The 23096-nt window shown below is 55.8% G+C and carries 28 protein-coding genes; 22 read left to right on the plus strand and 6 right to left on the minus strand.

All coding sequences use genetic code 11. The features are described 5' to 3' along the window. The first annotated feature begins 6 nt into the window (after positions 1 to 6). The 3 genes from tsaD to C230_RS0105080 all read left to right on the plus strand — a co-directional run bounded on the left by tsaD (position 7) and on the right by C230_RS0105080 (position 5269). Complete coding sequence (gene tsaD, locus C230_RS0105065; protein WP_018130953.1) at positions 7 to 1104, plus strand: tRNA (adenosine(37)-N6)-threonylcarbamoyltransferase complex transferase subunit TsaD; 1098 nt, start codon at positions 7 to 9, stop codon at positions 1102 to 1104. 354 nt (positions 1105 to 1458) lie between these two features. Then, a complete protein-coding gene (locus C230_RS0105070; RefSeq protein ID WP_018130954.1) occupies positions 1459 to 2874 on the plus strand; it encodes a PAS domain-containing protein in 1416 nt (471 codons plus the stop codon). Between the two features lie 292 nt (positions 2875 to 3166). Next, the gene (locus tag C230_RS0105080; protein ID WP_018130956.1) at positions 3167 to 5269 is read left to right on the plus strand and encodes an alkaline phosphatase family protein; all 2103 of its coding nucleotides are present in this window, start codon (positions 3167 to 3169) and stop codon (positions 5267 to 5269) included. On the opposite strand, the gene C230_RS0105085 is transcribed toward C230_RS0105080, so the two are convergent. Then, positions 5166 to 7166, minus strand: coding sequence for an ABC-F family ATP-binding cassette domain-containing protein (locus C230_RS0105085; protein ID WP_018130957.1), 2001 nt, complete (start codon positions 7164 to 7166; stop codon positions 5166 to 5168). The genes C230_RS0105080 and C230_RS0105085 overlap by 104 nt on opposite strands. Positions 7167 to 7311: 145 nt before the next feature. Between C230_RS0105085 and C230_RS0105090 the strand changes: the two genes are divergently transcribed. The 12 genes from C230_RS0105090 to groL all read left to right on the plus strand — a co-directional run bounded on the left by C230_RS0105090 (position 7312) and on the right by groL (position 17876). Beyond that, positions 7312 to 7881, plus strand: coding sequence for a 5-formyltetrahydrofolate cyclo-ligase (locus C230_RS0105090; RefSeq protein WP_018130958.1), 570 nt, complete (start codon positions 7312 to 7314; stop codon positions 7879 to 7881). 24 nt (positions 7882 to 7905) lie between these two features. Next, the gene (locus tag C230_RS0105095) at positions 7906 to 8619 is read left to right on the plus strand and encodes an SDR family oxidoreductase (protein WP_018130959.1); all 714 of its coding nucleotides are present in this window, start codon (positions 7906 to 7908) and stop codon (positions 8617 to 8619) included. A 65-nt stretch (positions 8620 to 8684) separates the two neighbouring features. After that, the gene (locus tag C230_RS0105100) at positions 8685 to 9179 is read left to right on the plus strand and encodes a hypothetical protein (RefSeq protein WP_018130960.1); all 495 of its coding nucleotides are present in this window, start codon (positions 8685 to 8687) and stop codon (positions 9177 to 9179) included. A gap of 14 nt (positions 9180 to 9193) precedes the next feature. Next, a complete protein-coding gene (locus C230_RS0105105) occupies positions 9194 to 10171 on the plus strand; it encodes a molybdopterin-binding protein (protein WP_018130961.1) in 978 nt (325 codons plus the stop codon). Then, positions 10168 to 11445 (plus strand): molybdopterin molybdotransferase MoeA, encoded by a 1278-nt coding sequence (locus tag C230_RS19500; protein WP_018130962.1) that lies wholly within the window; start codon positions 10168 to 10170, stop codon positions 11443 to 11445. Before C230_RS0105105 ends, C230_RS19500 begins: the two co-directional genes overlap by 4 nt. 40 nt (positions 11446 to 11485) lie before the next feature. Next, positions 11486 to 12022: a molybdopterin-guanine dinucleotide biosynthesis protein B gene (mobB, locus tag C230_RS21230; protein WP_018130963.1), complete on the plus strand. Its 537-nt coding sequence runs from the start codon at positions 11486 to 11488 to the stop codon at positions 12020 to 12022. Further along, entirely contained in the window at positions 12015 to 12752 is a 738-nt protein-coding gene (gene tatC, locus C230_RS0105120; protein ID WP_018130964.1) for a twin-arginine translocase subunit TatC, read from the plus strand. Before mobB ends, tatC begins: the two co-directional genes overlap by 8 nt. 174 nt (positions 12753 to 12926) lie before the next feature. After that, positions 12927 to 13586, plus strand: coding sequence for an HAD family hydrolase (locus C230_RS0105125; protein ID WP_018130965.1), 660 nt, complete (start codon positions 12927 to 12929; stop codon positions 13584 to 13586). Between the two features lie 220 nt (positions 13587 to 13806). Continuing rightward, positions 13807 to 15069 (plus strand): MFS transporter, encoded by a 1263-nt coding sequence (locus C230_RS0105130; protein ID WP_018130966.1) that lies wholly within the window; start codon positions 13807 to 13809, stop codon positions 15067 to 15069. Then, positions 15059 to 15676, plus strand: coding sequence for a DUF2087 domain-containing protein (locus C230_RS0105135; RefSeq protein ID WP_018130967.1), 618 nt, complete (start codon positions 15059 to 15061; stop codon positions 15674 to 15676). Before C230_RS0105130 ends, C230_RS0105135 begins: the two co-directional genes overlap by 11 nt. 247 nt (positions 15677 to 15923) lie before the next feature. Next, a complete protein-coding gene (gene groES, locus C230_RS0105140; RefSeq protein WP_018130968.1) occupies positions 15924 to 16208 on the plus strand; it encodes a co-chaperone GroES in 285 nt (94 codons plus the stop codon). Positions 16209 to 16259: 51 nt separating this feature from the next. Then, complete coding sequence (gene groL / locus C230_RS0105145) at positions 16260 to 17876, plus strand: chaperonin GroEL (protein WP_018130969.1); 1617 nt, start codon at positions 16260 to 16262, stop codon at positions 17874 to 17876. Between the two features lie 125 nt (positions 17877 to 18001). Here the strand turns inward: groL and C230_RS0105150 are convergent, their stop codons facing one another. The 5 genes from C230_RS0105150 to C230_RS0105170 form a co-directional block, all read right to left on the minus strand. Further along, positions 18002 to 19141, minus strand: coding sequence for a site-specific integrase (locus C230_RS0105150; protein WP_018130970.1), 1140 nt, complete (start codon positions 19139 to 19141; stop codon positions 18002 to 18004). A gap of 12 nt (positions 19142 to 19153) precedes the next feature. Further along, positions 19154 to 19588, minus strand: coding sequence for a LexA family protein (locus tag C230_RS0105155; RefSeq protein WP_018130971.1), 435 nt, complete (start codon positions 19586 to 19588; stop codon positions 19154 to 19156). A gap of 5 nt (positions 19589 to 19593) precedes the next feature. Beyond that, the gene (locus tag C230_RS21235) at positions 19594 to 20235 is read right to left on the minus strand and encodes an ImmA/IrrE family metallo-endopeptidase (protein WP_018130972.1); all 642 of its coding nucleotides are present in this window, start codon (positions 20233 to 20235) and stop codon (positions 19594 to 19596) included. An 80-nt stretch (positions 20236 to 20315) separates the two neighbouring features. Next, positions 20316 to 20627: a hypothetical protein gene (locus tag C230_RS0105165; protein ID WP_018130973.1), complete on the minus strand. Its 312-nt coding sequence runs from the start codon at positions 20625 to 20627 to the stop codon at positions 20316 to 20318. A 4-nt stretch (positions 20628 to 20631) separates the two neighbouring features. Then, the gene (locus C230_RS0105170; protein ID WP_018130974.1) at positions 20632 to 21030 is read right to left on the minus strand and encodes a helix-turn-helix domain-containing protein; all 399 of its coding nucleotides are present in this window, start codon (positions 21028 to 21030) and stop codon (positions 20632 to 20634) included. A gap of 145 nt (positions 21031 to 21175) precedes the next feature. Here C230_RS0105170 and C230_RS0105175 point away from each other — a divergent pair, with 145 nt between their 5' ends. From C230_RS0105175 to C230_RS23835, 7 genes are all read left to right on the plus strand, one after another. After that, positions 21176 to 21415 carry a helix-turn-helix domain-containing protein gene (locus C230_RS0105175; RefSeq protein ID WP_018130975.1) on the plus strand — a complete coding sequence of 80 codons (240 nt, stop codon included), beginning with the start codon at positions 21176 to 21178 and terminating at the stop codon, positions 21413 to 21415. Between the two features lie 15 nt (positions 21416 to 21430). Further along, on the plus strand, positions 21431 to 21727 hold the full coding sequence (locus C230_RS21840; protein ID WP_018130976.1) for a helix-turn-helix domain-containing protein: 297 nt from the start codon (positions 21431 to 21433) through the stop codon (positions 21725 to 21727). Positions 21728 to 21753: 26 nt separating this feature from the next. Beyond that, the gene (locus tag C230_RS0105185; RefSeq protein ID WP_018130977.1) at positions 21754 to 21942 is read left to right on the plus strand and encodes a hypothetical protein; all 189 of its coding nucleotides are present in this window, start codon (positions 21754 to 21756) and stop codon (positions 21940 to 21942) included. A 282-nt stretch (positions 21943 to 22224) separates the two neighbouring features. Beyond that, the gene (locus C230_RS19520) at positions 22225 to 22512 is read left to right on the plus strand and encodes a helix-turn-helix domain-containing protein (protein WP_018130978.1); all 288 of its coding nucleotides are present in this window, start codon (positions 22225 to 22227) and stop codon (positions 22510 to 22512) included. A gap of 13 nt (positions 22513 to 22525) precedes the next feature. Further along, entirely contained in the window at positions 22526 to 22654 is a 129-nt protein-coding gene (locus C230_RS23555) for a hypothetical protein (RefSeq protein WP_018130979.1), read from the plus strand. Between the two features lie 75 nt (positions 22655 to 22729). Then, entirely contained in the window at positions 22730 to 22948 is a 219-nt protein-coding gene (locus tag C230_RS0105200) for a hypothetical protein (RefSeq protein WP_018130980.1), read from the plus strand. 41 nt (positions 22949 to 22989) lie between these two features. Further along, positions 22990 to 23096 (plus strand): YqaJ viral recombinase family protein (locus C230_RS23835; protein ID WP_407635573.1); only part of this gene is annotated, 107 nt, incomplete at its 3' end.

Here is a 23096-nt window from a genome sequence, read left to right on the forward strand (position 1 = left end):
GACGTGATGGGTTGGCTACAACGGGCAAAAAGCAAATACCAGACGGACAGGGCGGCGGGCCGGCCTACCCTGATTCTCGGGATCGAAACCAGCTGCGACGAGACGTCGGCTGCGGTGATTCGCGGCGGCCGCGAGATTTTGTCGAACATCGTCTCCTCGCAGGTGGAAATCCATCAAAAGTTTGGCGGCGTGGTACCGGAAGTGGCATCCCGCCGGCATGTCGAGAATGTCGCGATCGTTGTGCAGGAGGCGCTGGACAAAGCGGGTGTCGGCCTGGATGATCTGTCGGCGGTTGCGGTCACATACGGACCGGGACTGGTTGGCGCGCTGCTGGTCGGCGTGACAGCGGCGAAATCGATCGCCTACGCCCGGTCGCTGCCGCTGGTCGGTGTACATCATATCGCAGGGCACATCTACGCGAATTTTCTTGGGGGCGGGATGGAGCCGCCGTTGGTGGCGCTTGTCGTATCCGGCGGCCATACGGAGCTGATTTATATGCCGCAGCACGGCAGGTTCGAATTTCTCGGCCGGACGAGAGATGACGCGGCGGGTGAAGCGTACGACAAAGTGGCGCGGGCGATGGGGTTGCCGTATCCTGGCGGACCGGCGATCGACCGGCTCGCGCATGTGGGGGATCCGGAAAAAATCGTGTTTCCCCGCGCCTGGCTGGAAGAAGGGTCGCTCGATTTCAGTTTTTCCGGCTTGAAGTCGGCGGTGATGAACGCGTTGCACAATGCGAAACAACGCGGCGAAAGATTGGATCCGGCAGATGTGGCGGCTGCTTTTCAGGCTTCAGTCGTCGATGTGCTGACGGAAAAAACGGTGCTTGCCGTTCGCCGGACAGGCGTCACCAACGTGGTGGTGGCGGGCGGAGTGGCGGCCAACCGCGGGCTCCGTGACAAGCTGCAGGAACGGGCCGGGCAGGAGGGATTTTCCGTGCTGTTCCCGCCGCTGTCGCTCTGCACCGACAACGCGGCGATGATCGCGGCCGCCGCCCATCCGTTTTACGAAAAAGGGTGGTTCCACAACCTTGACCTGAACGCCTATGCCAGCCTCCCGCTCACGCAGTGGGAAGCAGGTCCGTTTGTGGATTTGGCGAAGTAAAGCAGCCTCTTCTGGATGTGCGCCTGAAGGGGCTGTCCACAAACTTGTCCACAGTTTTCACAAGTTGTTCACAATGTTTCGTGGATAACTTGCAGGATGTGCACAGGATAAGGGGGAAGAACCTGTTCATTTATCACCAGATATTATGTGAATTGCCTGTGGAATTTGTGGATAAAAGAGATGGTTTCCCCTTTTTTCAGGAGCTGTCGGTGATATTTCTGTGGATAACCTTGTGGATAATGGAGATAAAAATTTTGCCTCTTTTGGAAAGAAATCGCTCTCAATAGCAGGAATTCGATTTCATTCAGTAGAATTCAAAACGTAATGGGCGATGGCTGGTGGGGGGCGGCAGTTTTGAAAGCGAACAATTGGGACCCGTTACACGAACGGATTCTGGATTCGATCCCGGTTGGGATCATCGTGTATGATTGCGCCGGAAACGTTACATACGTCAACAAGATGGCGGAAGCGATCACAGGTTACAACTTGCAGGAGATCCAGTTGTTTCAGAAAATCAACCATGTGCTCGACGGCGATCAAGAGATATTTTGGAAAACGTTGCAATCGGGACAGCCTTTTTTCGGATTTGAGTACTATTGCCCTGCGAAGGACGGAACGGAAATCCCGGTCGTAACTTCGACAACGCCGCTGTTTGACGATGCCAACCGGCAGATCGGAATCGTCGCTGCATTGATCGCTCATTCGGAGATGGGCCGCTTGCGTGCTGTGGAAGAGCATGCCTCTCTGATCTTGGATCATATTTCGGACGGAGTGATCACGCTGAATAGGGAAGGGGTGATCACCGGTTTCAACCGGGCAGCGGAAGATATTACGGGCCTGAACAGAGAGGAAGTGAAGAATCGCAAGCTGCAGCAAGTGTTTCCGTTTGAACCGGCTGTGCTCGATAAAGTGCTGGAGACGCTGCGGATCGGACGGGAGTACAAGGATATTAAGGCGCAACTGCAGGACAAACAAAGACGAACCCGGTATATACTGGTGACGACGCGGGTCTTGCGCAACCGGACAGACAACGTGATGGGCGTAATGTTGACATTCAGGGACATCACCATGCAGGAGCTGCTGGAAGAGCAGGTCCGCCAGTCGGAAAAGCTGGCGGTGATCGGCGAGTTGGCTGCCGGTACGGCGCACGAAATCCGCAACCCGTTAACCTCGGTCAAGGGGTTTATTCAGTTGCTCGACCGCAAATATCAGGAAGACGCCCCGGAGAAGGAATATTTCCGGATCATTCTGTCGGAACTGAACCGGGTGAATGATATCATTCGCGAATTTCTGCTGTTGTCGAAACCGACCGACCCCAACCTGCGGCTGATCGATATCAACTCAGTACTGGAGGACATCCGGACCCTGATGAGCAGCGACGCGCTATTGCGCAACATTGAGCTGAACATTCGATTGTCCGATGTTCCAGTTGTCTGCGAAGTGGATGTCGAACAAATCAAGCAGGTGTTTATCAACCTGATCCGCAACGCGTTCGAAGCGATCGGTTTCAATGGCAAGCTGTCGATCGGCATCCGGGTGATGCAGGACGAGTGCGAGGTTCATTTTACCGATAATGGGCCAGGCATACGGAAAGAGGTGTTGGCTCGCATCTTTGAGCCGTTTTTTACCACCAAGGAGGAAGGAACGGGCCTTGGCCTGACCGTGTCCTACCGGATCATTCAAAACCACGGTGGGACGATTCTGGTCGAATCGGAGGAAGGACAGGGGACCACTTTCCGCGTCCGATTGCCGCTTGCAAAAACACAGTGAAATAAAGCCGCAACAAGATACAGAATTGATTGATAATTTTCGCCGCGGCTTATTGTGTCGGGAAGTCGTTTGACAAAAACTTGGCGGGGCTTTGCGGCCTCCCATGTTTGCAGCAAGCGAGTGGGGCAGGATGGGGGTCTATGACAAGATATTCCTGGCTGGGCTCCTTACCGGCAACGTGACGGTCGGAAAAATGCTGGCTTGCAACTTCCGCTTTGGCAACTTCGGTAAACACATATGTTTAGCTTCCCATATTCTGGACACCCTAATGGAAAAACGTTGAGGTGGTTGCGTGTTCCGTGTATGGGCGAAGCTTTTGGCGGTCTGTTTATGGTTCGCCGCGATTGGAACGTGGTGGTTGTCAGGGGAAGGCGGTCCCTCGGTGGCAGGTGCAGGCGGTTCGGTCGCGGCATCGAACGTATCGGCGGCTGTGAAGGTCAGCGATAAGGCCAAACAGGCCGGTGCCGCGGCGGACGACAGGCGGCGGGTGATCTTGCTGGTGGCGGACCGGCTGCGGGAAGCGGATGTTGCCAATGTGGCCCTGCCTCATTTTCGCGACTGGACGAAACGGGGCGGCATTGGCTTGATGAATGTGAATGCAGGCGGCGAGGGGCTGCGAAAACTGTTGCCGCCCGACGGTCACACGGCGGGTGGCGGAAGCATGACTGTGATCGAATGGGATCAATTGCAAGCGGTTGAAGCGGAAAAAGGGCAGCTGCCGAACGATGAATACATACAACGCCGGCAAGCGGCGCTCGTCGAACTGGACCGGCTGGCGGGGGAACTGTTGCGGCGGGCTGGTCGATCCACGCTGCTGATCGTGGCGTCTTCCGGTGTCGGTGCCGACAATCAGGGCGGCCGTTGGAACAGGCAATTGGTGCCGCTGCTGATGGCGGGCGGCGGGATCACGCCCGGCAGTCTTTTGACATCCCCGTCCACTCGCCGGTTGGGGATCGTGACAAATTTGGATGTGGCGGCGACGATTCAGGATTTTCTGGGAGTTGAAAGGCCGTCGGGATGGACGGGACAAACGGTCAATGGGATTCAAACAGGCGAAGATGTTTGGAACACACTGCACGCGATTGCCCAGCAGGCCCACCGGACATATGCCAAACGGGTGCCGGTTCTTACGCTGTTTGGCGCTGGTGGCGGAATCTGCTTCTTGGTGATGGTTGCGGTCTTGTGGAAGCATGGCCGGGGCCGGTGGCGTCAGGAACATGACAAGCGTATGTGGCATCAGGAACATGGCAGGCGCATTGCAGCTATGCCAATGTGGAGAGGAATCAGGCGCTCGCTGAACCGTCAAAAATTTGCGGCTGTGCTGATGTGGGGAGGCACCGCCGTGCTGGCTGCACCGGTAGCGTTTTTGCTGCTGCCGCTGCTGGAGACAGCCATGCGGCCGCAAGGGGGGCCGGCAGAATGGAGATGGCCGGTAGGGAGCACGGCGGATTGGACATGGTCGGTCGTGATGCCGGCGCTTTTGCTGGCGATGACGTGGGGATTGATGCGGATCCGCAACCTGCTGCAGCGGTTGTTTGTTTTGGCCTGCTCAATAGTCGGACTGGTGGTGGCGGATGCGGCAGCCGGAGGGCGGCTGGCGCAAGGGGCGATTTTGTCTTATGACCCTGTTGTGGGAGCCCGCTACTACGGAGTGGGAAATGAGTACATGGCGTGCATGGTGGCCTGGCTGCTGCTCGCCTGCGGCTATCTGTTGTGTATGCGGCCAGGCTGGCGGACGAGGATGGCGTGGGCGTTTCCGGTGTTGGGGGCAGGGATGATTTGGTTTTTGGCCTCGCCTGAACTGGGGGCGAATGCAGGAGGCACCATCACGGCGGCGGCAGCGACGGCGGTGGCCGTGTCGCTCCTGTGGGGATTTCCGAAGCGGATCGGTTGGCCGGTCGGTCTCGCGCTGCTGGCCGGTTCGATCGTCCTGCTGATCGGCCTGCACGAAAATGCGGTGCGGCCGACGCACGTGTCGTTGGCTGCCGATTTGGTCCGGCAAGGGGACTATCAACAGATCGGTGCGCTGATCGGCCGGAAGCTGCTGATGAATCTGTATCTGATTCGCGATTATGCGGGTGCGCCGCTGCTGGTTGCCTTGATGATTCTGGCGGCGATTGCCGTTTTTCGTTCCGCGCCTTGGGTTTCCCGATTTTTTGAAAAAAGGGCCGGGCTGCAACCGTTTGTGAACGGCGGCGTGGCAGGCGCGCTTGTTGGATTTGCCGTCAACGATTCGGGCGTGGTGGTCGCCGCCCTGATTTTGCTGCCAGTCGCCTATACGGTTTGCATGCTCAGCCTTGTTGAAGCATTTCCCACTCCCCATACAATTGTTCCAATCTCTCTTTCGCAGCCTGATACGCCTGACTGGTGGCCTGGGCGCGATTCGGGTCGTTAAAAACTTCTGGTCGGCACAGATCGGCTTCCAGTGAAGCGATCTCCGCTTCCGTCTGTTCGATTTGCCGCTCTACCTGTTCGATCCGCTGCAGCCGTTTCCTTTCTTCCCGCTGCCGCTGGCGTTCCGCTTGCCGCTGCCGTTCCCGCTCTTCTTTTGACAAGCTGCCGTGTGGGGAAGCGGGCGACCGCTCGCCAGGCGGCGGAACGGATGCGGCCTGGCCGGTTGTCGGGTGGTGAGTCGGGTCAGGTTCCGGCAGTAGTCCGGATTGCCGCATGGCGGCCAGCTCTGATTTTTTCTCCAGGTAGTCGTCGTAGTTGCCGAGGAAGGAAGCGAGCCCCTTCTCCGTCAACTCGATGATCCGTGTCGCGATCCGGTTCAAAAAATAGCGATCATGCGAAATGAACAGAAGCGTGCCCGGATAGTCGTCGAGGGCGACTTCCAGCATCTCTTTCGACAGCAGGTCGAGGTGGTTGGTCGGCTCATCGAGCAGCATAAAATTCGCTTGCAGCAGCATCAACTTGGCCAAAGCGACGCGGCTTCGTTCGCCGCCCGAGAGGGAAGCGACGGGCTTTAGCACTTCATCGCCGGAGAACAGAAAATGGCCGAGCACCGTCCGAATCCGGGTGTGGTCGAGCTTGGGAAACGCGTCCCATACCTCGTCCAAAACCGTTTTGTGCGGCGACAGATCCTCTTGTTCCTGCGTATAATAGCCGAGTTTCACGTTGGCTCCAAGCCGGATGCTGCCCGCCTCCGGCTTCAGAACACCGGCGATCGCCTTGATCAAAGACGATTTTCCGATGCCGTTGGGGCCGATCAGCGCGACCCGTTCGCCGCGGGTGATGTGCAGGTTCAGATTGCGGAACAGCCGCTTGTCGCCGTAAGAGAGCGACAGACCTTCCACCGTCAGCACATCATGGCCGCTTTGCCGCTCAACCGTGAAGGAAAAATGGGCCTGTTCCTGCGATGTGACCGGCTTGTCCAACCGCTCCATTTTTTCCAGCAGCTTGCGCCTGCTTTGCGCCCGTTTCGATGTGGTGGCGCGGGCGATGTTGCGCCGGATAAAATCTTCCATGCGGGCGATTTCCGCCTGCTGTTGTTCGTAGCGTTTGACCTGCAGGGCGAGCTCCGCCTCTTTTTGCTCGAGAAACGCCGAGTAGTTGCCCGTGTACCTGCGGATGCTACCGCGGTCCAGTTCGTAGACCACCTGGACCAGGCTGTCGAGAAAATAGCGGTCGTGCGAGACGAGCAACAGAGCCCCGGGATAGTTCTTCAAGTAATTTTCGAGCCAAGTGACGGTAGGCAGGTCGAGATAGTTGGTCGGCTCGTCGAGGATCAGCAGAGTCGGCTGCTGCAGCAGCAGCTTGCCGAGCGCCAGCCGCGTTTTCTGGCCGCCTGACAGGGATTGCACCGGTTGTTCCCACATCGCTTCCGGAAAATCCAGGCCGGTCAGGATCGAGCGGACTTTCGCCTCAACCGCATACCCCTGCCGGTCGGAAAATTCCTGTGTCAGCGCCGTGTATTCGCTGGCGAGCGGCTGGTAAAGGGATTCGTTCCCGTAAACCTGCGGGTCGCTCATTTTTTGTTCCAGATTGCGGATGCGCTGTTCCAACGCAAACAAATCGGCATACACGTCGCGCATCTCCCGGTATACCGTTTTGTCCGAGCGGATCCCTGTCTGCTGGGAGAGGTACCCGACTGTTGCGTTTTTGCCGATGTGCACTTCTCCGCTGTCGGCCGTCAGTTCGCCGGTTATGATTTTTAACAGCGTCGATTTGCCGGCCCCGTTCGCTCCCACTAGACCGACCCGCTCGCCTGCGTGGACGGCCAGCGTGGCACCGTTAAGGATCACGTCGGCACCGAACGATTTTGTGATTTGGCTGGCGGACAGAACGATCATGTGAATAGGCTCCCTTCCGTGCAGACAATGCATGTTTAAGTGTACCTTACGGATCACGGCCAAGACAACACAACAGTTTTGTCATCCAGGTTTGACTGTGGTAGTTTAAAATGGTAGAAGAATCCCGATGCCTCGGGGTGATGCAATGGACAAAAACGAACTTCGCCGCCGCATCCTCGCGCGCCGGAACGGGCTGGACGGAGCGGAAAGGGCGAAAAAAAACGAAGCGATTTTCCGCAACCTGGTGTCGATCCCGCAGGTGCAAGCGGCTGGCACGTTCCTCCTTTATTTGGATTTTCGCGGGGAAGTGGAAACGGCTCGCATCTTGCAATGGGGGTGGCAAGCGGGCAAGCGGATGGCGGTGCCTGTGACGGTCCCGGCGGAACGCAAACTGGTTCCGGTCGAGATCCGCTCGTTTACAGAACTCGAACCCGGAGCGTACGGGATTCGGGAACCGAAGGCCGGCGGGCGGGTGCCGGTGCCTGTCGATACGATCGATGCGGTGCTCGTGCCGGGCGTTGCGTTTGACCGGCGGGGCGGCCGGTTGGGTTACGGCGGCGGGTACTATGACCGGTTTTTGCTGCTGCTCCGTTCCGATGCTTTAAAAATCGGACTGGCCTATGAACTCCAACTGGTGGAGGAAGTGCCGGCTGAGGAGCATGATGTGCAGCTGGATTTGCTGGTGACGGAAAACGCTGTCGTAAACTGCAGATGATCCTGATTGAAGGAGTGGCCTTTGATGGAAGACAAGGTAGTGATGATTACCGGGGCAAGCCGGGGAATCGGCGAAGCGGTGGCGCTGGAGTTTGCAAAACGGAAAGCGAAAATCGTGCTGGTCGCGCGCACCCCGGAAGATCTGGAACGGGTGCGTGGACGCGTGTTGGACGCCGGCGCGGAAGACGTTTTGACGATCACGACCGATATCTCGAAGGAAGAAGAAGTCGAAGTGATGCTCGATGTCACATTGTCCCGCTTTGGGCGAGTGGACATTTTGGTCAACAATGCCGGGGTCGGCTACTTCAAACCGGTAGTGGATACCACCCTGTCGGAATGGCAGACGATGTTTGACGTGAACGTGACCGGGCTGTTCCTTTGCACGCGCGGCGTGCTGCCGAAGATGCTGGAGCAGGGGAGCGGCCACATCATCAATATCTCATCGGATGTGGGACGGCGAACGATCGCCGGTGGAGCGGGCTACTGCGCCACCAAGTTTGCGGTGCAGGCGTTCGCCGATGCGCTGCGAAAAGAGGTGCAGCGGCAAGGGATCAAAGTGACCAACATTCTGCCGGGTATGACCGATACCTATTTTGCCAACAGCGAGCAAGGAGCGGAGCACAAGCGGGACTGGCTGAAAGCGGAGGATATCGCCCGTGCCGTTCTGTACGCTGCCAGCCAGCCGCCGGGTGTGCTGGTGGATGATATCACGCTTCACCCGATGGTGCAGGAATACTGAAGCGCCGAAGTGAAGCGAAGTATCGCAGCCGATTGGGAGAAAAAACGGGTACAGGAGTTGGATGGATGCAGACAGAGCGCTATGTGATCGGATTGGGGTATGGCGGGTCGCTGCAGGCGATGGGCCGGTTCGAGTGGGATTTTCGCTGCAGCCTGGGGTTGCGCGATCCGCAGGATGTCGGCGGACGGGAAGCGTTTCTGAACGATTTTGCCGCTGCCACGTCGCCGGAAGCGCCGGTCGTGCTGGTGCTGGACGATTACAATCCGGCATTGTTTCGCACCTTTATGGAACAGGGAAAGCAGGCGATCCGCAAATCCCCCGATCTGTATGTGTTTGTGGTGGCAGAGGATCAATCGGCGGATCCGCCAGTCCAGTATTTTCTCAACATTGAATCGGATCCGGTCGGTGAATCGCTGCTGCCGCATCAGATGATACTGGATGCGGAAGGGGTGCCCGATGGGGTGCTGCTGTTTTTGCAAGATCGTTTGGGCGTCCGGTTTTACCGCAGAGATGAGGAACTGATGATGGAATTTCGGATCGACGAACTTCCGCTTGTGTAAAGGAGGGAGAGCCAATGCGCGAGGTGCATGTCCGCGATGCTGTCGGCATGCGGCTGGCCCACGACCTGACGCGGATCGTACCGGGGGAGTTCAAGGGCCGGATTTTTAAAAAGGGGCATGTGATTCGGGAAGAGGATATCCCGCTCTTGCTGGACATCGGCAAGGAACACATTTACGTGTTGGACTTGCAGCCGGGAGAACTGCATGAGGATGATGCGGCGATCCGGCTGTCCCGGGCGGTCATGGGAGATCATTTGACAGTATCGGAACCGTCGGAAGGCAAGGTGTCCCTGGCGTCGGGGATTCACGGTTTGTTGAAAGTGGACATTGAAGCGCTGTTGATGATCAACTCGATCGGCGAGTTGGCCGTCGTCACGAAAAAAACGAACCGCGTCGTGCAACCGGGCGAGGAAGTGGCGGCGATGCGGGCGATTCCGCTGGTGATCGCCGAACAAAAAATCGTGCAGGCGGAAACGATCGCCAAAATGTCCGCCCCGGTGATCACCGTATTGCCGTTCCGTTCACTTAAGGTGGGGATCGTGACGACCGGCAGCGAGATCGTCACAGGCCGGATTGCTGATAGGTTTGGCCCCCGCATCCGGGAGAAGCTTGCGCCGTTTGGCGCTGTCGTGCTCGGACAAAAAATCGTCGGTGACCAAAAAGCGGACATCCAGGCGGGCATCCGGGAGTTTTTGGCGCAAGGGGCGGAGCTTGTCATTTGCACCGGCGGCATGTCGGTCGATCCGGACGACCGGACTCCGGGCGCGATTCATGAGCTGGCAACCGAAGTGGTCGCTTATGGCATGCCGATTTTGCCCGGTTCGATGACGATGCTCGCCTATATCGGCGAGGTGCCTGTGTTCGGCTTGCCGGGCGCTGTGATCTATGAAGAGGTGACGGCGTTTGACCTGTTCCTGCCGCGCATACTGGCCGGCGACAAGGTGACGGGCAAAGAGATTGCCGAACTGGGGCACGGGGGTCTGCTCAAATGATGCGGGTCGGCCTGTCGGTGGAGGAAGCGGTTCGCGAAGTGCTTGCTCATCTAAAACCGGTCGCTTCGATCGAGATGAACATCAAAGATTCGTTCGGCTATACGCTGGCGGAGGATATGTACGCTGCGATTCCGGTTCCGCCGTTTGACCGCGCGATGATGGACGGATTCGCCATCCGGTCGGCCGACGTGCAGTCCGCCACGCCCGAACGGCCTGTCAAGCTGCGCGTGCGGGGGCGGATCGGCGCGGGTGAATCATCCGATGCGGAGCTGCAGGAGGGGGAAGCGATCCGCATCATGACAGGCGCTCCGATTCCGAAAGGGGCGGATGCGGTCGCCCGGTTTGAAATCACTGACGGAGCGGACAAACCGGATGCGGCGGTGGTGGATGTGTATCTGCCGGCGCAGGGCGGCGAGTCGATTTCGCTGACCGGAGAAGACATGCAGGCCGGCAGCAAGATCCTGCAAAAAGGGACTGTCATCGGCCCGGCGGAGATGGCCCTGTTGGCGACGGTCGGGTTGGCCGCCGTACCGGTCTGCCGCAAACCGATCATCGGCGTGCTGTCAAGCGGCAGCGAACTGGTCAGCCTGGATCAGCCGCTGCCGTACGGCAAAATTTACAACAGCAACTCGTATATGCTGGCCGGCCTGATCAGCCAATGGGGAGGCATCCCTTACCTGTTGGAACAGGTCGACGACGAAGTCGAGCATGTGGAGCAGGCGATCCGTACGGCGCTCCCGGTCGTCGATGCGTTGGTGACGACCGGCGGCGTGTCGGTCGGCGATTTTGATGTGATGCGGACAGCGTACCATCTGGCGGGCGGCCAGATTCATTTTTGGAAAGTGAACATGCGGCCCGGCACTCCGTTTACGTTTGCGACGGTACAGGAAACACCGATCTTCGGCTTGTCCGGCAACCCGGCGGCCGCGTTCGTCAACGCGGTGCTGTTTTTGCAGCCGGGCATCCGCGCCCTGGCAGGCTGTTCGCAGCCGCTAACGCCGCCGGTACAAGTGGTGTTGGCGGATGAGCTGCAGGTAAAAGCGATCGGCATGGATCGTTTCCTGCGGGCCAAAATCGTGATCGAAGCCGGCCAGGCAGCCGCCTATCCGCTCCCTTTCGGGCAAAGTGCAGGCGTGATGTCGACGTTGGCTGGCATTCAGGGGTTCATCCGGATCCCCGCCAGGACGGAGGTCAAACGCGGGGACCTGGTTGAAGCGTACCTGCTTGACAAGCCGCTACCTGGCAACGGACAAGCCGGAGGCGATGATGCGTGAGCGGCAGCAAACGGGCTCTGGCTGGCGGGAGGGGTACCGGATGAGCGGGAGCAAACCGCCCGTTCCCGCGTTTGCGGTGGTCGGCTATAAAAACACCGGCAAAACCACTCTGGTGTGCAAACTGGTGGCCGAACTGAAACGGCGGGGATACCGCGTCGGAACGTTAAAGCATGATGCGCACGATTTTCAGCTCGATTATGAGGGAACGGACACGTTCAAACACCGGCAGGCGGGGGCGGACATGGTGGCGATCGCAAGCTCCGGAAAATGGGCGGTTCAGGCCTGGTCCACGGGCTCCCCGTCATTGGAAGGCATGTTGAGCCGGTTGGATGCCGTCGACCTGGTAATTGTCGAAGGGTACAAGCAAGGCAACCTTCCGAAAATCGTGATGGCGGATCGGGATGGTGCGATTTTTTGCAACGAACGGCTGGAAAATGTGAAGGCGGTGGCGGCCGCTGGCGGCGAGGCGCCGCTTGCCCCTGCTTCTGTCGAAGTGTATGATAGAAATGATATCGTTTCATTCGTTCAACTGATTTTACGCACGTTTGCCCTGGAGCAGGAGGAGCGCGATGGATAAAGAACAACATCTGGTCGAGCATCTGGCGGAACTGCGCAAGCGGTTGGTCATCACGCTGCTTGCGTTCGTTCTGTTTCTAGCCGTTTCATTTGCGTTCGTCGGGGACATTCTGCGATTCTTGCAGCACGCGGCCCCGCCGGGGGCGACCATGGTGGTGCTGGGTCCGGCGGAAGTGCTGCGCGTGTATATGATTGTGGCGGGGGTGGCGGCGATCGGCATGACGATTCCGGTCCTGCTGTACCAGGCGTGGAAGTTTGTGGCACCCGGTCTGACTGAGACGGAACGAAAGGTGACGGCCGGCTTTATTCCGGTGATCACCTTTGTTTTCTTTGCTGGCCTGGCATTTGGCTATTTTTTCATCTTTCCGACCGTCTACGGTTTTTTTGTTACACTGGGGTCGCAACACTTTACCGTGATGCAGAATGCGGCCAATTATTTATCGTTCATGGCGAATATCGTCGTCCCGTTCGGCTTTATTTTTGAGCTGCCAATTCTCGTGCTGTTTCTGACAAGGCTGGGGATTTTGACGCCCGAGTTCCTGGCGAAAAACCGGAAATACGCTTACTTTGTCTTGACGGTGGCGGGCGTCGTGCTGTCGCCGCCGGAACCGGTGAGCGACATCATCACCACACTGCCGTTGATTTTGCTGTATGAAATCGGTGTCACGCTGTCCCGCATCGCCTACAAGAAACGATTGAAGCGGCTGCAGGCGAGCGGATTGGCCGACTGACTGCAGCCGATCAGCCGGCCGTGCAGGCAAGCGGCCCTACTGACTGTGCGAATACGATGCAAACCGGTCTTCTGAGATCGGTTTTTGTTGCAGATGGGGGGAACGGGAGAAAGTGACGCCAAGTGTCCTGCTGTTTGTGATTCTGCCCGCAGGAGATTGGAGGAGGCGAACCACTTGATCAAAGCGGTTGTGTTCGATTTTGACGGGTTGATTTTCGATACGGAGACACATGAATACCGGGTGTTGCAAGAAATTTACGGGGAGTACGGGGCGGAACTTCCGCTCGACGTGTGGGGGCAGTGTGTCGGTACGCATGCCAATTTTTTCGATGCGTATGCGTATCTGGAATCCTGCACCGGCAAGCCGGTCGATCGGGAGGTGCTCGGCAAGCGGCGGCTGGAGATGTTTGAAGAGCGGGTGCAAACCGAAACGGCGCTGCCGGGTGTGGAGAACTACCTGGCGGCGGCCAAACGGCTCGGGTTAAAAATCGGCCTCGCGTCCAGTTCGAGCCGGCAATGGGTGACCCGCTGGCTGACGAAGTTGAACCTGATCGACTATTTTGAGTGCATCCGTACATCGGATGATGTGGAGCATGTGAAACCGGATCCTGCCTTGTACCTGCGGGCGTTGGAGTGCCTGGGCGTAGAACCGTGGCAGGCGATCGCCTTTGAGGATTCGCCAAACGGTGCGCTGGCGGCCAAGCGGGCCGGCATGCACGTGGTGATCGTGCCCAATTTTGTGACGCGGTCGCTTCCATTCGGCGAGCACGATCTGCGTCTCGATTCGCTGGCGGAGCTGGAACTGGAGCAGGTCATCGAACGCTTGGAGAAATAATGAGCGGCAGAACAACACGACGGAGTAAAACGGCGGAAGGCTTGCTTCCGTCGTTTTTGTTGCGGTTTGGATCAGTTCTTCCGGACGGCCCCATTTGTTCCAGTGGCTGATGCACGATTGACATCGGCCAGAAATATGATAGCATCTAATTAGATAATTATAAAATTAGATGTTTATCGAAACGTTGATTTTCTCCGGGGACGAAGGAGGGTACTGGATCATGGAGCGAGCGAGTCGGCTGAGGGGAGCCGGGCTGTTGCGGGAAAACCGTCTGTTTCGCCGGCTGTTTCTGGCCGCGTCCATCAGTTCGTTAGGCGATTGGTTCAACAATATCGCGGTGTTAAGCGTAATTCTTCAGTTCACCGGATCTCCGGCCGCCGTCGGTCTGACCCTGGCCATGCGCGTTTTGCCGTATCTGCTGGTCGGGCCGCTCGGTGGCGTGTGGAGCGACCGGATTCGACGAACCGCGATCATGATCAGCAGCGACCTGGCCCGTGCTGTGCTGGCGCTTGGATTTTTGCTGGTAACGGATGCGCCGCGTATATGGTGGGCCTATCTGCTGACCGGTTTGTTGGTGGTGTTTTCCGCTCTGTACATGCCGGCCCGCTCCGCCTACCTGACAAGCATCGTGGAAAAACAGTCGCTCAGCCGGGCGAATGGTCTGCTGGCAGGCAGCAACGGACTGGTGATGGTGGTTGGCTTTGGGCTGGGCGGTCTCGTGGTTGCCAAGTTTGGTCCGACTGCCGCTTTCCTCTTGAATTCGCTGTCTTTTTTGATGTCCGCCTGGTTGCTGCGGCCGGGCGCTTTGCAGGAGAAAAAAGAGTCCGTGACGCCGCCGGATGTCGGTTCGTTTTGGCGGGAATTTCGCACGGGCGTGCGAGCGATTGGCGAAAACAGGCCGGTCGCCCTGTTGTTTTTGCTGGATATCGGCTGGTCGATCGGCGGCGGGGCGATTAACGTTTTGATATCGGTGATGGCCTACCAGGTGTACGACACGGGCAGCTCGGGCATGGGGATGTTATACGCTTCACTGGGGTCGGGCACGATTGCGGGAAGTCTTATTGCAGGCAAATGGCTGCACGATCAGACTGGGAAGATGCAGACGGCAGCGGGTGTATCCTTTTTGCTGGATGCGGTATCTCATATTCTGTTTGCCAACAGTGTGTCTCCTTGCTTGGGGAACCTGGCGTTGGCGGGGGCCGGGTTGGCTGGAGCGGCGGGAAATGCTGCCATCTTCAGCCTGATCGCCATGGTAACCGCGCATGAGGTACAGGGGAGGGTGTTTTCGATTTTGCATACAGCCGGCTCGTGCGTGCTCGCTCTGTCGATGATGGCCGCCGGCTGGCTGACAGTCCCGTTTGGTCCGCGCCTGCTCGGAACGGTGGGCGGTGCTGTGATTTTGCTGTTTTCCATCGTATACTTGATTTTTCAATGTTTCGGACCACGGGTGAAAAACGCAAGGAGGGAATTCGATGCAACTTGACCGCCTTGTCCATTTTCATAAAGCGGTGGCGGACCCGATGCGAATTCGGATTTTGGTGCTGTTGGCAAACGGGCCGTTGCATGGCCAGGCGTTGGCAGGAAAATTGGGCGTGACCCCGCCGACGATCACCCATCACATGACGAAACTGCGGGAGGCCGGTTTGGTGAAAGAGCGGCGGGAGAAAAATACGATCTATTTTTACCTGGAGGAGAGCACTCTCCGGCGCCATGCGCAGGCGATTGTCGACATGGTGCTGCAGGAGGGCCGGAAAGCAACGGGAGGCCTGCGGGAGCAGCAGGAGAAAGAACGGGCGCTTGTGATTCAGAGTTTCTTCACGCCGGATGGAAAGCTCAAGCAGATTCCAGCGCAGCGCAAGAAAAAGCTGATTGTGTTCGAACATCTGCTGCGGGGGCTGCAGCGCAACCGAAAATACACCGAGCAGGAAATAAACGAGTATATCAAGCAGTTCCACGAGGACTGCGCAACGATTCGGCGGGAATTGATCGCCAACCACTATATGTATCGCGAAAACGGCGTCTACGAACTGAATCCTCCCGAAATGTGGGCGAAAATCGAATCGTGGTATGGTTCCACCCCGGACGGATAAAATAAAAAAGTGGCCCGCCGCCGGCCATAGAAAAACCAGCAATCCCGCCGCAGCAAATGATTGAAGCAACAATCCGGCGGAGAGCGTCCGGCAACAAAAAAATCGCACGCAAAAAGCTTAAAATTTTTCTTTTTAGGTCTTGCAAAGACAAATGGAAACCACTATCATAAGAAGTGTGTTAGCACTCGTTAGAGGTGAGTGCTAACAGGCGGCGGAAAATCCAATATCAATGTAGGAGGGATAGTACATGATTAAGCCGCTCGGTGACCGTGTGGTGATCAAAGCTGTTGAACGCGAAGAGAAAACTGCTAGCGGAATCGTTCTTCCCGATACCGCAAAAGAAAAACCGCAAGAAGGCGAAGTGATCGCAGTAGGTCCTGGCCGTTACGAAGACGGCAAGCGGATTGAGCTGGACGTAAAAGTCGGCGACCGCGTCATTTTCTCAAAGTATGCAGGCACCGAAGTTAAGTATGACAATGTCGAATATCTGATCCTGCGCGAAAACGACATTCTGGCTGTGATCGAGAAGTAATCGACTCTGGCTGATTAAGATAGAAAGACTACATATAAGGAGGAGTTTGTCGTGGCTAAAGAGATTAAGTTTCGTGAAGACGCTCGTCGTGCGATGCTGCGCGGCGTTGATGCTCTGGCAGATGCGGTAAAAGTTACGCTCGGTCCGAAAGGCCGCAACGTGGTTTTGGAAAAGAAATTCGGTTCCCCGCTCATCACCAATGACGGCGTAACCATTGCAAAAGAGATCGAACTGGAAGATGCGTTTGAAAATATGGGTGCGCAGCTGGTGAAAGAAGTTGCCACCAAAACGAACGACGTAGCGGGTGACGGTACGACCACGGCTACCGTTCTGGCGCAAGCGCTGATCCGCGAAGGCCTGAAAAACGTAACGGCCGGCGCTAACCCGATGATTCTCCGCAAAGGAATCGAAAAAGCGGTTCGGGCAGCTGTAGAAGAAATCAAGAAAATCTCCAAGCAAGTCGAGGGCCGCGAAAACATCGCACAAGTGGCTGCCATTTCCGCCGGCGACGAAGAGATCGGCGTGCTGATTGCTGACGCGATGGAAAAAGTTGGAAAAGATGGCGTCATCACCGTCGAAGAGTCGAAAGGTTTCACCACCGAACTCGAAGTGGTGGAAGGGATGCAGTTCGACCGCGGTTACATTTCTCCGTACATGGTAACCGACGCTGACAAGATGGAAGCAGTGCTCGACGAGCCGTTTATCCTGATCACCGACAAGAAAGTCAGCAACATTCAAGAGATCCTGCCGGTTCTGGAGCGTGTCGTTCAGTCCGGTCGTCCGCTGTTGCTGATTGCGGAAGACGTGGAAGGCGAGGCGCTGGCAACGTTGGTGGTCAATAAGCTGCGCGGCACCTTCACCGCAGTGGCCGTGAAAGCTCCTGGATTCGGTGACCGGCGGAAAGCGATGCTGCAAGACATTGCGATCCTCACCGGCGGACAAGTGATCTCGGAAGAGCTCGGACTCGAACTGAAGAACACCACGATCGACCAACTGGGCCGCGCCCGTCAGGTTCGCGTGTCTAAGGAGAACACGATCATCGTTGACGGTGCGGGCAACAAGGCGGATATCGACGCACGCATCAATCAGATCAAAGTGCAGTTGGAAGAAACCACTTCCGAATTCGATAAAGAAAAACTGCAAGAGCGCCTGGCGAAATTGGCAGGCGGCGTAGCGGTCATCAAAGTCGGTGCGGCTACCGAAACCGAGCTGAAAGAGAAGAAACTGCGCATCGAAGACGCTCTGAACGCAACCCGTGCTGCAGTCGAAGAAGGGATTGTTTCCGGCGGTGGTACCGCACTGGTGAATGTAATCTCGGCTCTCGACAACGTGCAGGCGGAAGGCGACGAGCTGACGGGTGTCAAGATCGTTCGCAAAGCGCTGGAAGCGCCGGTTCGCCAAATCGCCGAAAATGCGGGTTATGAAGGGGCCGTCATCGTGGAGCGCCTGAAGACCGAGAAACTCGGCATCGGTTTCAATGCGGCTACCGGCGAATGGGTCGACATGATTGCTGCAGGTATCGTGGATCCGGCAAAAGTTACCCGTTCCGCTCTGCAAAACGCAGCATCTGTTGCCGCTATGTTCCTCACCACCGAAGCAGTCGTGGCGGAAAAACCGGAAAAAGAAAAAGCACCCGCAATGCCGGGCGGCGGTATGGACATGATGTAATAAGGACGGCGGACTGCGGTTCGCCGACAAGGCAGAGAATCCCTTGTGCAGCAAGGGGTTCTCCGCTTTTTGGTGTGCAAATCTGTACCTTGAATTTTTGTGGTTTGCAAATCAAATGCAAATCTTTATTTCGGTAAAGCGTTTCGATTGCCGAAAAGTGCGTTTCCGAAATCTTTTGCTACCTGCTCCTGCAGTCCAGGTAAAACGTGAGAATAAGTGTCGAGGGTGATACTGATCTTGGAATGTCCAAGACGTTCGGATACAATTTTGGGATGGACTCCTTGCTGAAGCAATAAACTGGCGTGGGTATGACGAAGATCATGAAAACGAATGTAAGGCAAGTCTGCTTTTTGGATCAGCTTGGTGAAGTGTTCGCGTAAAAGAGACTGTGCGACCACATCACCATTTTTGCGGGCGACCACTAAGTCTTGATCCCTGTAGGCATCTCCCATCAGTTCCTTTTCTCTGTCCTGATCCTTTTTGTGTTTCAACAAATCCCCTATAACTTCATGAGGCAAGGCGATCATTCGCTTCCCGCTGTCGGATTTGGGATCCCCAAATTCGATGGTGCCTCTTACTTGGGTGGTGGTTCGTTGTACGAATAAACGCCCGTTTGGCAGATCGATATCACTCCACCGCAACGCGAGAATCTCACCTTGCCGCATCCCTGTGGTGATGGCCAATAGATACGCAATGTAAAACCGATCGTGACGGGCAACCTCCAGAAATCGTTGAACTTCCTCCAAGGTCCAAACAGAGAATTTTTTCTGCTCCGGCTTTGGAGCTTTTACCATATCCGCAACATTGCGGGGAAGATATTCCCAACTGACGGCTGTTTCCAGTGCGTCGTGGATCATGGTATGAATTTGCGACACATACCGGTTGGATAATGGCTTGTCTCCAGATTGCAATTTCGCATAGAATTCCCGTAAGTGCTGTGGCTTGAGTTTGCCTAACTCAATATGCCCAAGGTGGGGCTTTACATGAAGCCGGATGGTGCGTTCGTAGATTTCGTATGTCCGTAAACGCACACGGCTTTTTTTATCATCGAGCCACTTGTCCAGGAACGCAGCGAAGGTGTCCTTGGATGGTTCGGTGTAAAGACCTGCATGAACCTCCTGGACTTTGGCGGCCAGAAATTTTTCCGCTTCTTTTTTCGTATTGAAGCCGCTGTGCCATTTGTATTTCTTTTTGCCTTTCTCATCGTATCCCAAAAAGAGAACCACGCACCATTTCGATCCACGTTTTCGAATATGTCCTCGCATCCATACATCCCCTCACCAGTCATATTGCTTAAATCCTTCGTGATACACCAGTTGGGCCAGCTCCTGCTTTACAACACCCGTTAGAACGCCGATTACGGCAAAATCGGTCGGTGCCAGTTCAAGCGGAGGGATCTGGTCGCCGGTGACCCGAAGCGTAACTTCCGAGTTGTAGATGTATTCAAGAATCCGGATCGTTACCTCGTCGCCGAAAGTCACCAGGCAGATCTGCGCCTCGGAAGTCGGCCAGCGTTGTTCCCGAAAGATGAGATAGTCTCCCGGATGAATTCCGAAGCCATCCAGACCTTGGTCAGTGATTTGAACGGCATACCGCCTGTTGAAATCAAAAGTGGAGACTCTCAGAAGCGGGTAATCTTCCTTTGGCTCCAGGAGAGTCGTTGTAAGCGAGGGCACTTCTCCCACATAAGGGGTTTCGTAATCTTTTCCCATCTGTTTTACACCTCCGCACGTTTTCGTTGATACACAACCCGCCCTTCGCGAAGGTAGTACTCGATCCGGGGATTCACCGGATGCCGTACGACCTGATCATAGTCCCGTCCGTATTGCGGCAGGGATTCCAGAGCGGCCGCAAACTGCCGTTGGGCGGCTAGCATCTGAAGACGCTGCTCCAAGAGTTTCAGCCGGGCATCCATGAAGTAATCCGGGACGTTGAACGTATCCGCAAAATGGTCAACCAATTGCCCGCGGCTTTCGGCTGTTATCATGTGATCCGCGATCATCGGCGTGGGACACAGCAGATACATGGCGAACCTGTCCGCTTGCCATTCCTGCCTCGCCTTGAGGTCCGCGTTTATCGCTATTTGGTGTCCAACGTGGAGGAAAACGTGACCGAGTTCATGTGCCAGCTCCACCCGCTGTTGCGGTTCTGGCAGCCGGTCGTCCACGATAACGGACCACATGCCGCGCAGCTCATAACTGGCAGACGGATGCGGTTTGTAGTGGATCCAGATGTTCGCTTCCCGGGCCATCCAGTCAAGGTCGATCTCGTCAGGATTGGCAATATGGTGCTTGCGGTAGAAGGCGAGGATCGCGTCCTCAAGCGGAACTGGTTGGTAGGATTCGAGAAGTTCGAGCATGATGATGGCCTCCTTTCAGAACATATGTTTGGTTTTGAGACGGAAAAGAAAAGCCCATGTGGGCTATAGAAAGCTGTTAATTACTTAATGCGTTTGATCTCCCGGATTTCCGTCTCCTGTTCCAGTGAACGAAGCGCCAACGTTTCGAGGATTCTATCCTGCTTCTCTTGACTTTTGGCCAGGGAAGAGACCGCGTCTTTGATGTCGGATACCTTTTCGTTTGTTGCTTTCACAATACTTATGAGCTGAATCAAAATGTCACCTTGCTGCTTTTGTTCGGTTTTTATCGTCTCAACCGTCTGTTCAAGTACATGGATTTTCGTTTCCATTCGATCCATACGGGTCTCAAGACCTTCCAGTTTGGAAAGAACCAAATCCAGTTTGTCGCTCATAAAATCACTCTCCCTGCTTTTGCCCCGGTTTCCGGTTCTTCTCCAGTTCCCAGATCAGCCGCAACCCACGCATCATTTCTTCCTTCTGCTCCTCGGGCGACTTGTGGAAGTCGTAGAAGAACGCGCTCTCCAGGTTTTCCTTGACCCAATTGAGAAATTCGCGTTCTTCGGGAGAGATATCAGGGACTTGTCCCTCTTTTGGTGGTTCGGTGCGGCCTTTGACTAAATAATCAACAGTCACACCAAAGAAGTCGGCAAATTTTTCGATCGTCTCGAGATCAGGTGTTCTGGTACCATTTTCATAACCAGATATGGTTGATTCGGCTAGACCGAACTTTTTCCCGAACTCTTTCATCGTTAAGTTTTTTTGTTTGCGCAATTGTCGCAGCCGTTCACCGAACATAAGAACACCTCTAAGATGATTATACTTTGCAGAATGCAAATTTGGAACTTTTTATAAAAAACTTTGCAAAACGCGTTGACACTTTACATATTGAATAGTAATATTGAGTTACACAATTCATAATGCAAAGAAGGAGGGTGATCTAATGGCTAGTTTGGTGAGACAGGCCAGGTTGGAAGCCGGAATGAGTATTGAAGAAGCGGCGAAAAAACTGGGCATTTCAGCTGGATACCTGTCTCAAATCGAGAAAGGGCAGCGTCAAGTCGGTGCAGAGAGGGCAGAAAAAATCGCCAAGCTATACAAAAAGAAAAAAGAAGAAATTTTTTTGCCAAGTCGCTACGCGATACGAGAAGTTGAAAATGAACATTCAGCTAACACGGCATAGGAGGTGGCAAAAGACATGTCCTTCGAGGAAACCATCCGCCAAATCATACGTGAGGAAATCCGGGCGGCGTTCAAGGAACTTTCTGTTACCAATCACGATACGCGGGACTACTCCCAGTATCCGGCCAGCCTGAAGGTGGAGGACGTAGCCGAGATCATGCGGATCGGCCTCAATAGCGCGTACGAATTGACCCGGCGGCCCGGATTCCCGGCAATTCGAGATGGTTGGAAAATCCGAATTCCACGGGATGCGTTTTTCCGGTGGTATGAGCAGGAAGCGCTGCGTAACACCGGGGAGGCGGCCAGTCGATGAATCCAAACGCAAGGAGGTGAACCTGTGTGACAACTGCTCAGAAGATCTGGTTACTGCCCGAAGATCAGCATAAACGGCTGGTCGAGATCGCGGTCGAGCATAGCCGGCTGGCAGCCGAGTTTGGCCGGAGCGATACACCGGAGCAGCGCAAGGCGGAGATCTGGCAGCGCATCGAAGAACTGCGGCGGGAGCGTGCGGCCATTTTGGGGGAGTGACAGTCGGCCTGCTTTGATACTGGTGTAAGTTCTTGAGGGGGTGATTTTGTGGTACACATCGAGTTTCTTGGTTACGACAACAAACTGATTGCTGTGAGCAGATAGCGTCCGCTGGTGGGGAACCAATCGGCCGCCGGTGGGGAGGTGATGTGGGAGGAAGTTCAGAGGAGCGTTCTAGTGAGGAGTCTTTATGAGGGGCACAGTCCCATCCTACCATCGTGACCCCGCACAATTCAGTCTGTTTATCGTGAGAAATATGCACACGGAGAGGGGGGACACAGGGTGAGAGGAAAAGAAATCGGCACTTTGCTGCGCATGTGCCGGGAACGAAAGGGGATGAGTCAGGAAGAACTCGCGCGGTACCTCAGAAAAGACCGGTCTGCGATCTCCCGCATCGAAAACGGCCATGACATCCCTGACATCGATGAAGTCATCTTGTGGGCTGAGGCCACAGATTCGCGAGAATTCATTGCGTTGATGCTGACCGGCTCGGAAGGCTGGAAGAGGCTCATGCGGTTGGAGATCGTGTTCAAGCAAATGAGCGCCATGCTGGCTGAGATTGGAGCATAAGAGGGGTGAGAATATGGTTATCAAACCGGGAATCTGGCTAAGGTTTTCCAAGTTTGAGCGGTTGATGATTCTTCACGCCATCCACTTGGAACAGGCGATGGAAAGACAAGCCCGGCAAAAAGAAAAAATGACACGTTCGTAACGTGCCAAACAAAAAATATCCTAGTTCGATTCTACTTCGTGATTTCTGAAAACACAAGAGGGGAGAGGGGACAACATGCTGCCACAAAGCTACGATGTTTGGAAAACGGCTGCACCGGAGCCGAAAGAACCGGAACCGGTCTGTGAGTGCGATTACTGTGGCGTTGAATTGTTCGCTGGTGATAAAGCAATTCGTCTCAACCAAACCGTCCATGTTTGCTCCGCCGAATGTTTCCTCGGTCTGGTTGGCGATCAGCACAATGCCACCGAAGTCACGCTGCAGGAGGTGTGGTGATGGCGAAGCGTAAGGCGGATATCCTCGCCATGACTGCGGAAATGAGCCGGGAGGAGTGGTTGCGTCAGAGAAGGCGCGGCATCGGGGGTTCCGATGCCGCCGCCATCGCCGGGTTGAGCCGGTACAAATCGCGGATACAGGTCTATCT

It is taken from the genome of Effusibacillus pohliae DSM 22757, from assembly GCF_000376225.1.
Lineage (GTDB): Bacteria > Bacillota > Bacilli > Tumebacillales > Effusibacillaceae > Effusibacillus > Effusibacillus pohliae.

Bases quoted from the DNA above. Each gene is read 5' to 3' on its own strand.
- C230_RS0105105 (WP_018130961.1), top strand. From the start codon at position 9,194: ATGCGCGAGGTGCATGTCCGCGATGCTGTCGGCATGCGGCTGGCCCAC.
- C230_RS0105155 (WP_018130971.1), bottom strand. From the start codon at position 19,588: ATGGGAAAAGATTACGAAACCCCTTATGTGGGAGAAGTGCCCTCGCTT.
- C230_RS21235 (WP_018130972.1), bottom strand. From the start codon at position 20,235: ATGCTCGAACTTCTCGAATCCTACCAACCAGTTCCGCTTGAGGACGCG.
- C230_RS0105150 (WP_018130970.1), bottom strand. From the start codon at position 19,141: ATGCGAGGACATATTCGAAAACGTGGATCGAAATGGTGCGTGGTTCTC.
- tsaD (WP_018130953.1), top strand. From the start codon at position 7: ATGGGTTGGCTACAACGGGCAAAAAGCAAATACCAGACGGACAGGGCG.
- C230_RS21840 (WP_018130976.1), top strand. From the start codon at position 21,431: ATGTCCTTCGAGGAAACCATCCGCCAAATCATACGTGAGGAAATCCGG.
- C230_RS19500 (WP_018130962.1), top strand. From the start codon at position 10,168: ATGATGCGGGTCGGCCTGTCGGTGGAGGAAGCGGTTCGCGAAGTGCTT.
- C230_RS23555 (WP_018130979.1), top strand. From the start codon at position 22,526: ATGGTTATCAAACCGGGAATCTGGCTAAGGTTTTCCAAGTTTGAGCGG.
- C230_RS0105135 (WP_018130967.1), top strand. From the start codon at position 15,059: ATGCAACTTGACCGCCTTGTCCATTTTCATAAAGCGGTGGCGGACCCG.
- tatC (WP_018130964.1), top strand. From the start codon at position 12,015: ATGGATAAAGAACAACATCTGGTCGAGCATCTGGCGGAACTGCGCAAG.
- C230_RS0105165 (WP_018130973.1), bottom strand. From the start codon at position 20,627: ATGAGCGACAAACTGGATTTGGTTCTTTCCAAACTGGAAGGTCTTGAG.
- C230_RS0105175 (WP_018130975.1), top strand. From the start codon at position 21,176: ATGGCTAGTTTGGTGAGACAGGCCAGGTTGGAAGCCGGAATGAGTATT.
- mobB (WP_018130963.1), top strand. From the start codon at position 11,486: ATGAGCGGGAGCAAACCGCCCGTTCCCGCGTTTGCGGTGGTCGGCTAT.
- C230_RS0105085 (WP_018130957.1), bottom strand. From the start codon at position 7,166: ATGATCGTTCTGTCCGCCAGCCAAATCACAAAATCGTTCGGTGCCGAC.
- C230_RS0105090 (WP_018130958.1), top strand. From the start codon at position 7,312: ATGGACAAAAACGAACTTCGCCGCCGCATCCTCGCGCGCCGGAACGGG.
- C230_RS0105130 (WP_018130966.1), top strand. From the start codon at position 13,807: ATGGAGCGAGCGAGTCGGCTGAGGGGAGCCGGGCTGTTGCGGGAAAAC.
- C230_RS0105095 (WP_018130959.1), top strand. From the start codon at position 7,906: ATGGAAGACAAGGTAGTGATGATTACCGGGGCAAGCCGGGGAATCGGC.
- groES (WP_018130968.1), top strand. From the start codon at position 15,924: ATGATTAAGCCGCTCGGTGACCGTGTGGTGATCAAAGCTGTTGAACGC.
- C230_RS0105200 (WP_018130980.1), top strand. From the start codon at position 22,730: ATGCTGCCACAAAGCTACGATGTTTGGAAAACGGCTGCACCGGAGCCG.
- C230_RS0105170 (WP_018130974.1), bottom strand. From the start codon at position 21,030: ATGTTCGGTGAACGGCTGCGACAATTGCGCAAACAAAAAAACTTAACG.
- C230_RS0105100 (WP_018130960.1), top strand. From the start codon at position 8,685: ATGCAGACAGAGCGCTATGTGATCGGATTGGGGTATGGCGGGTCGCTG.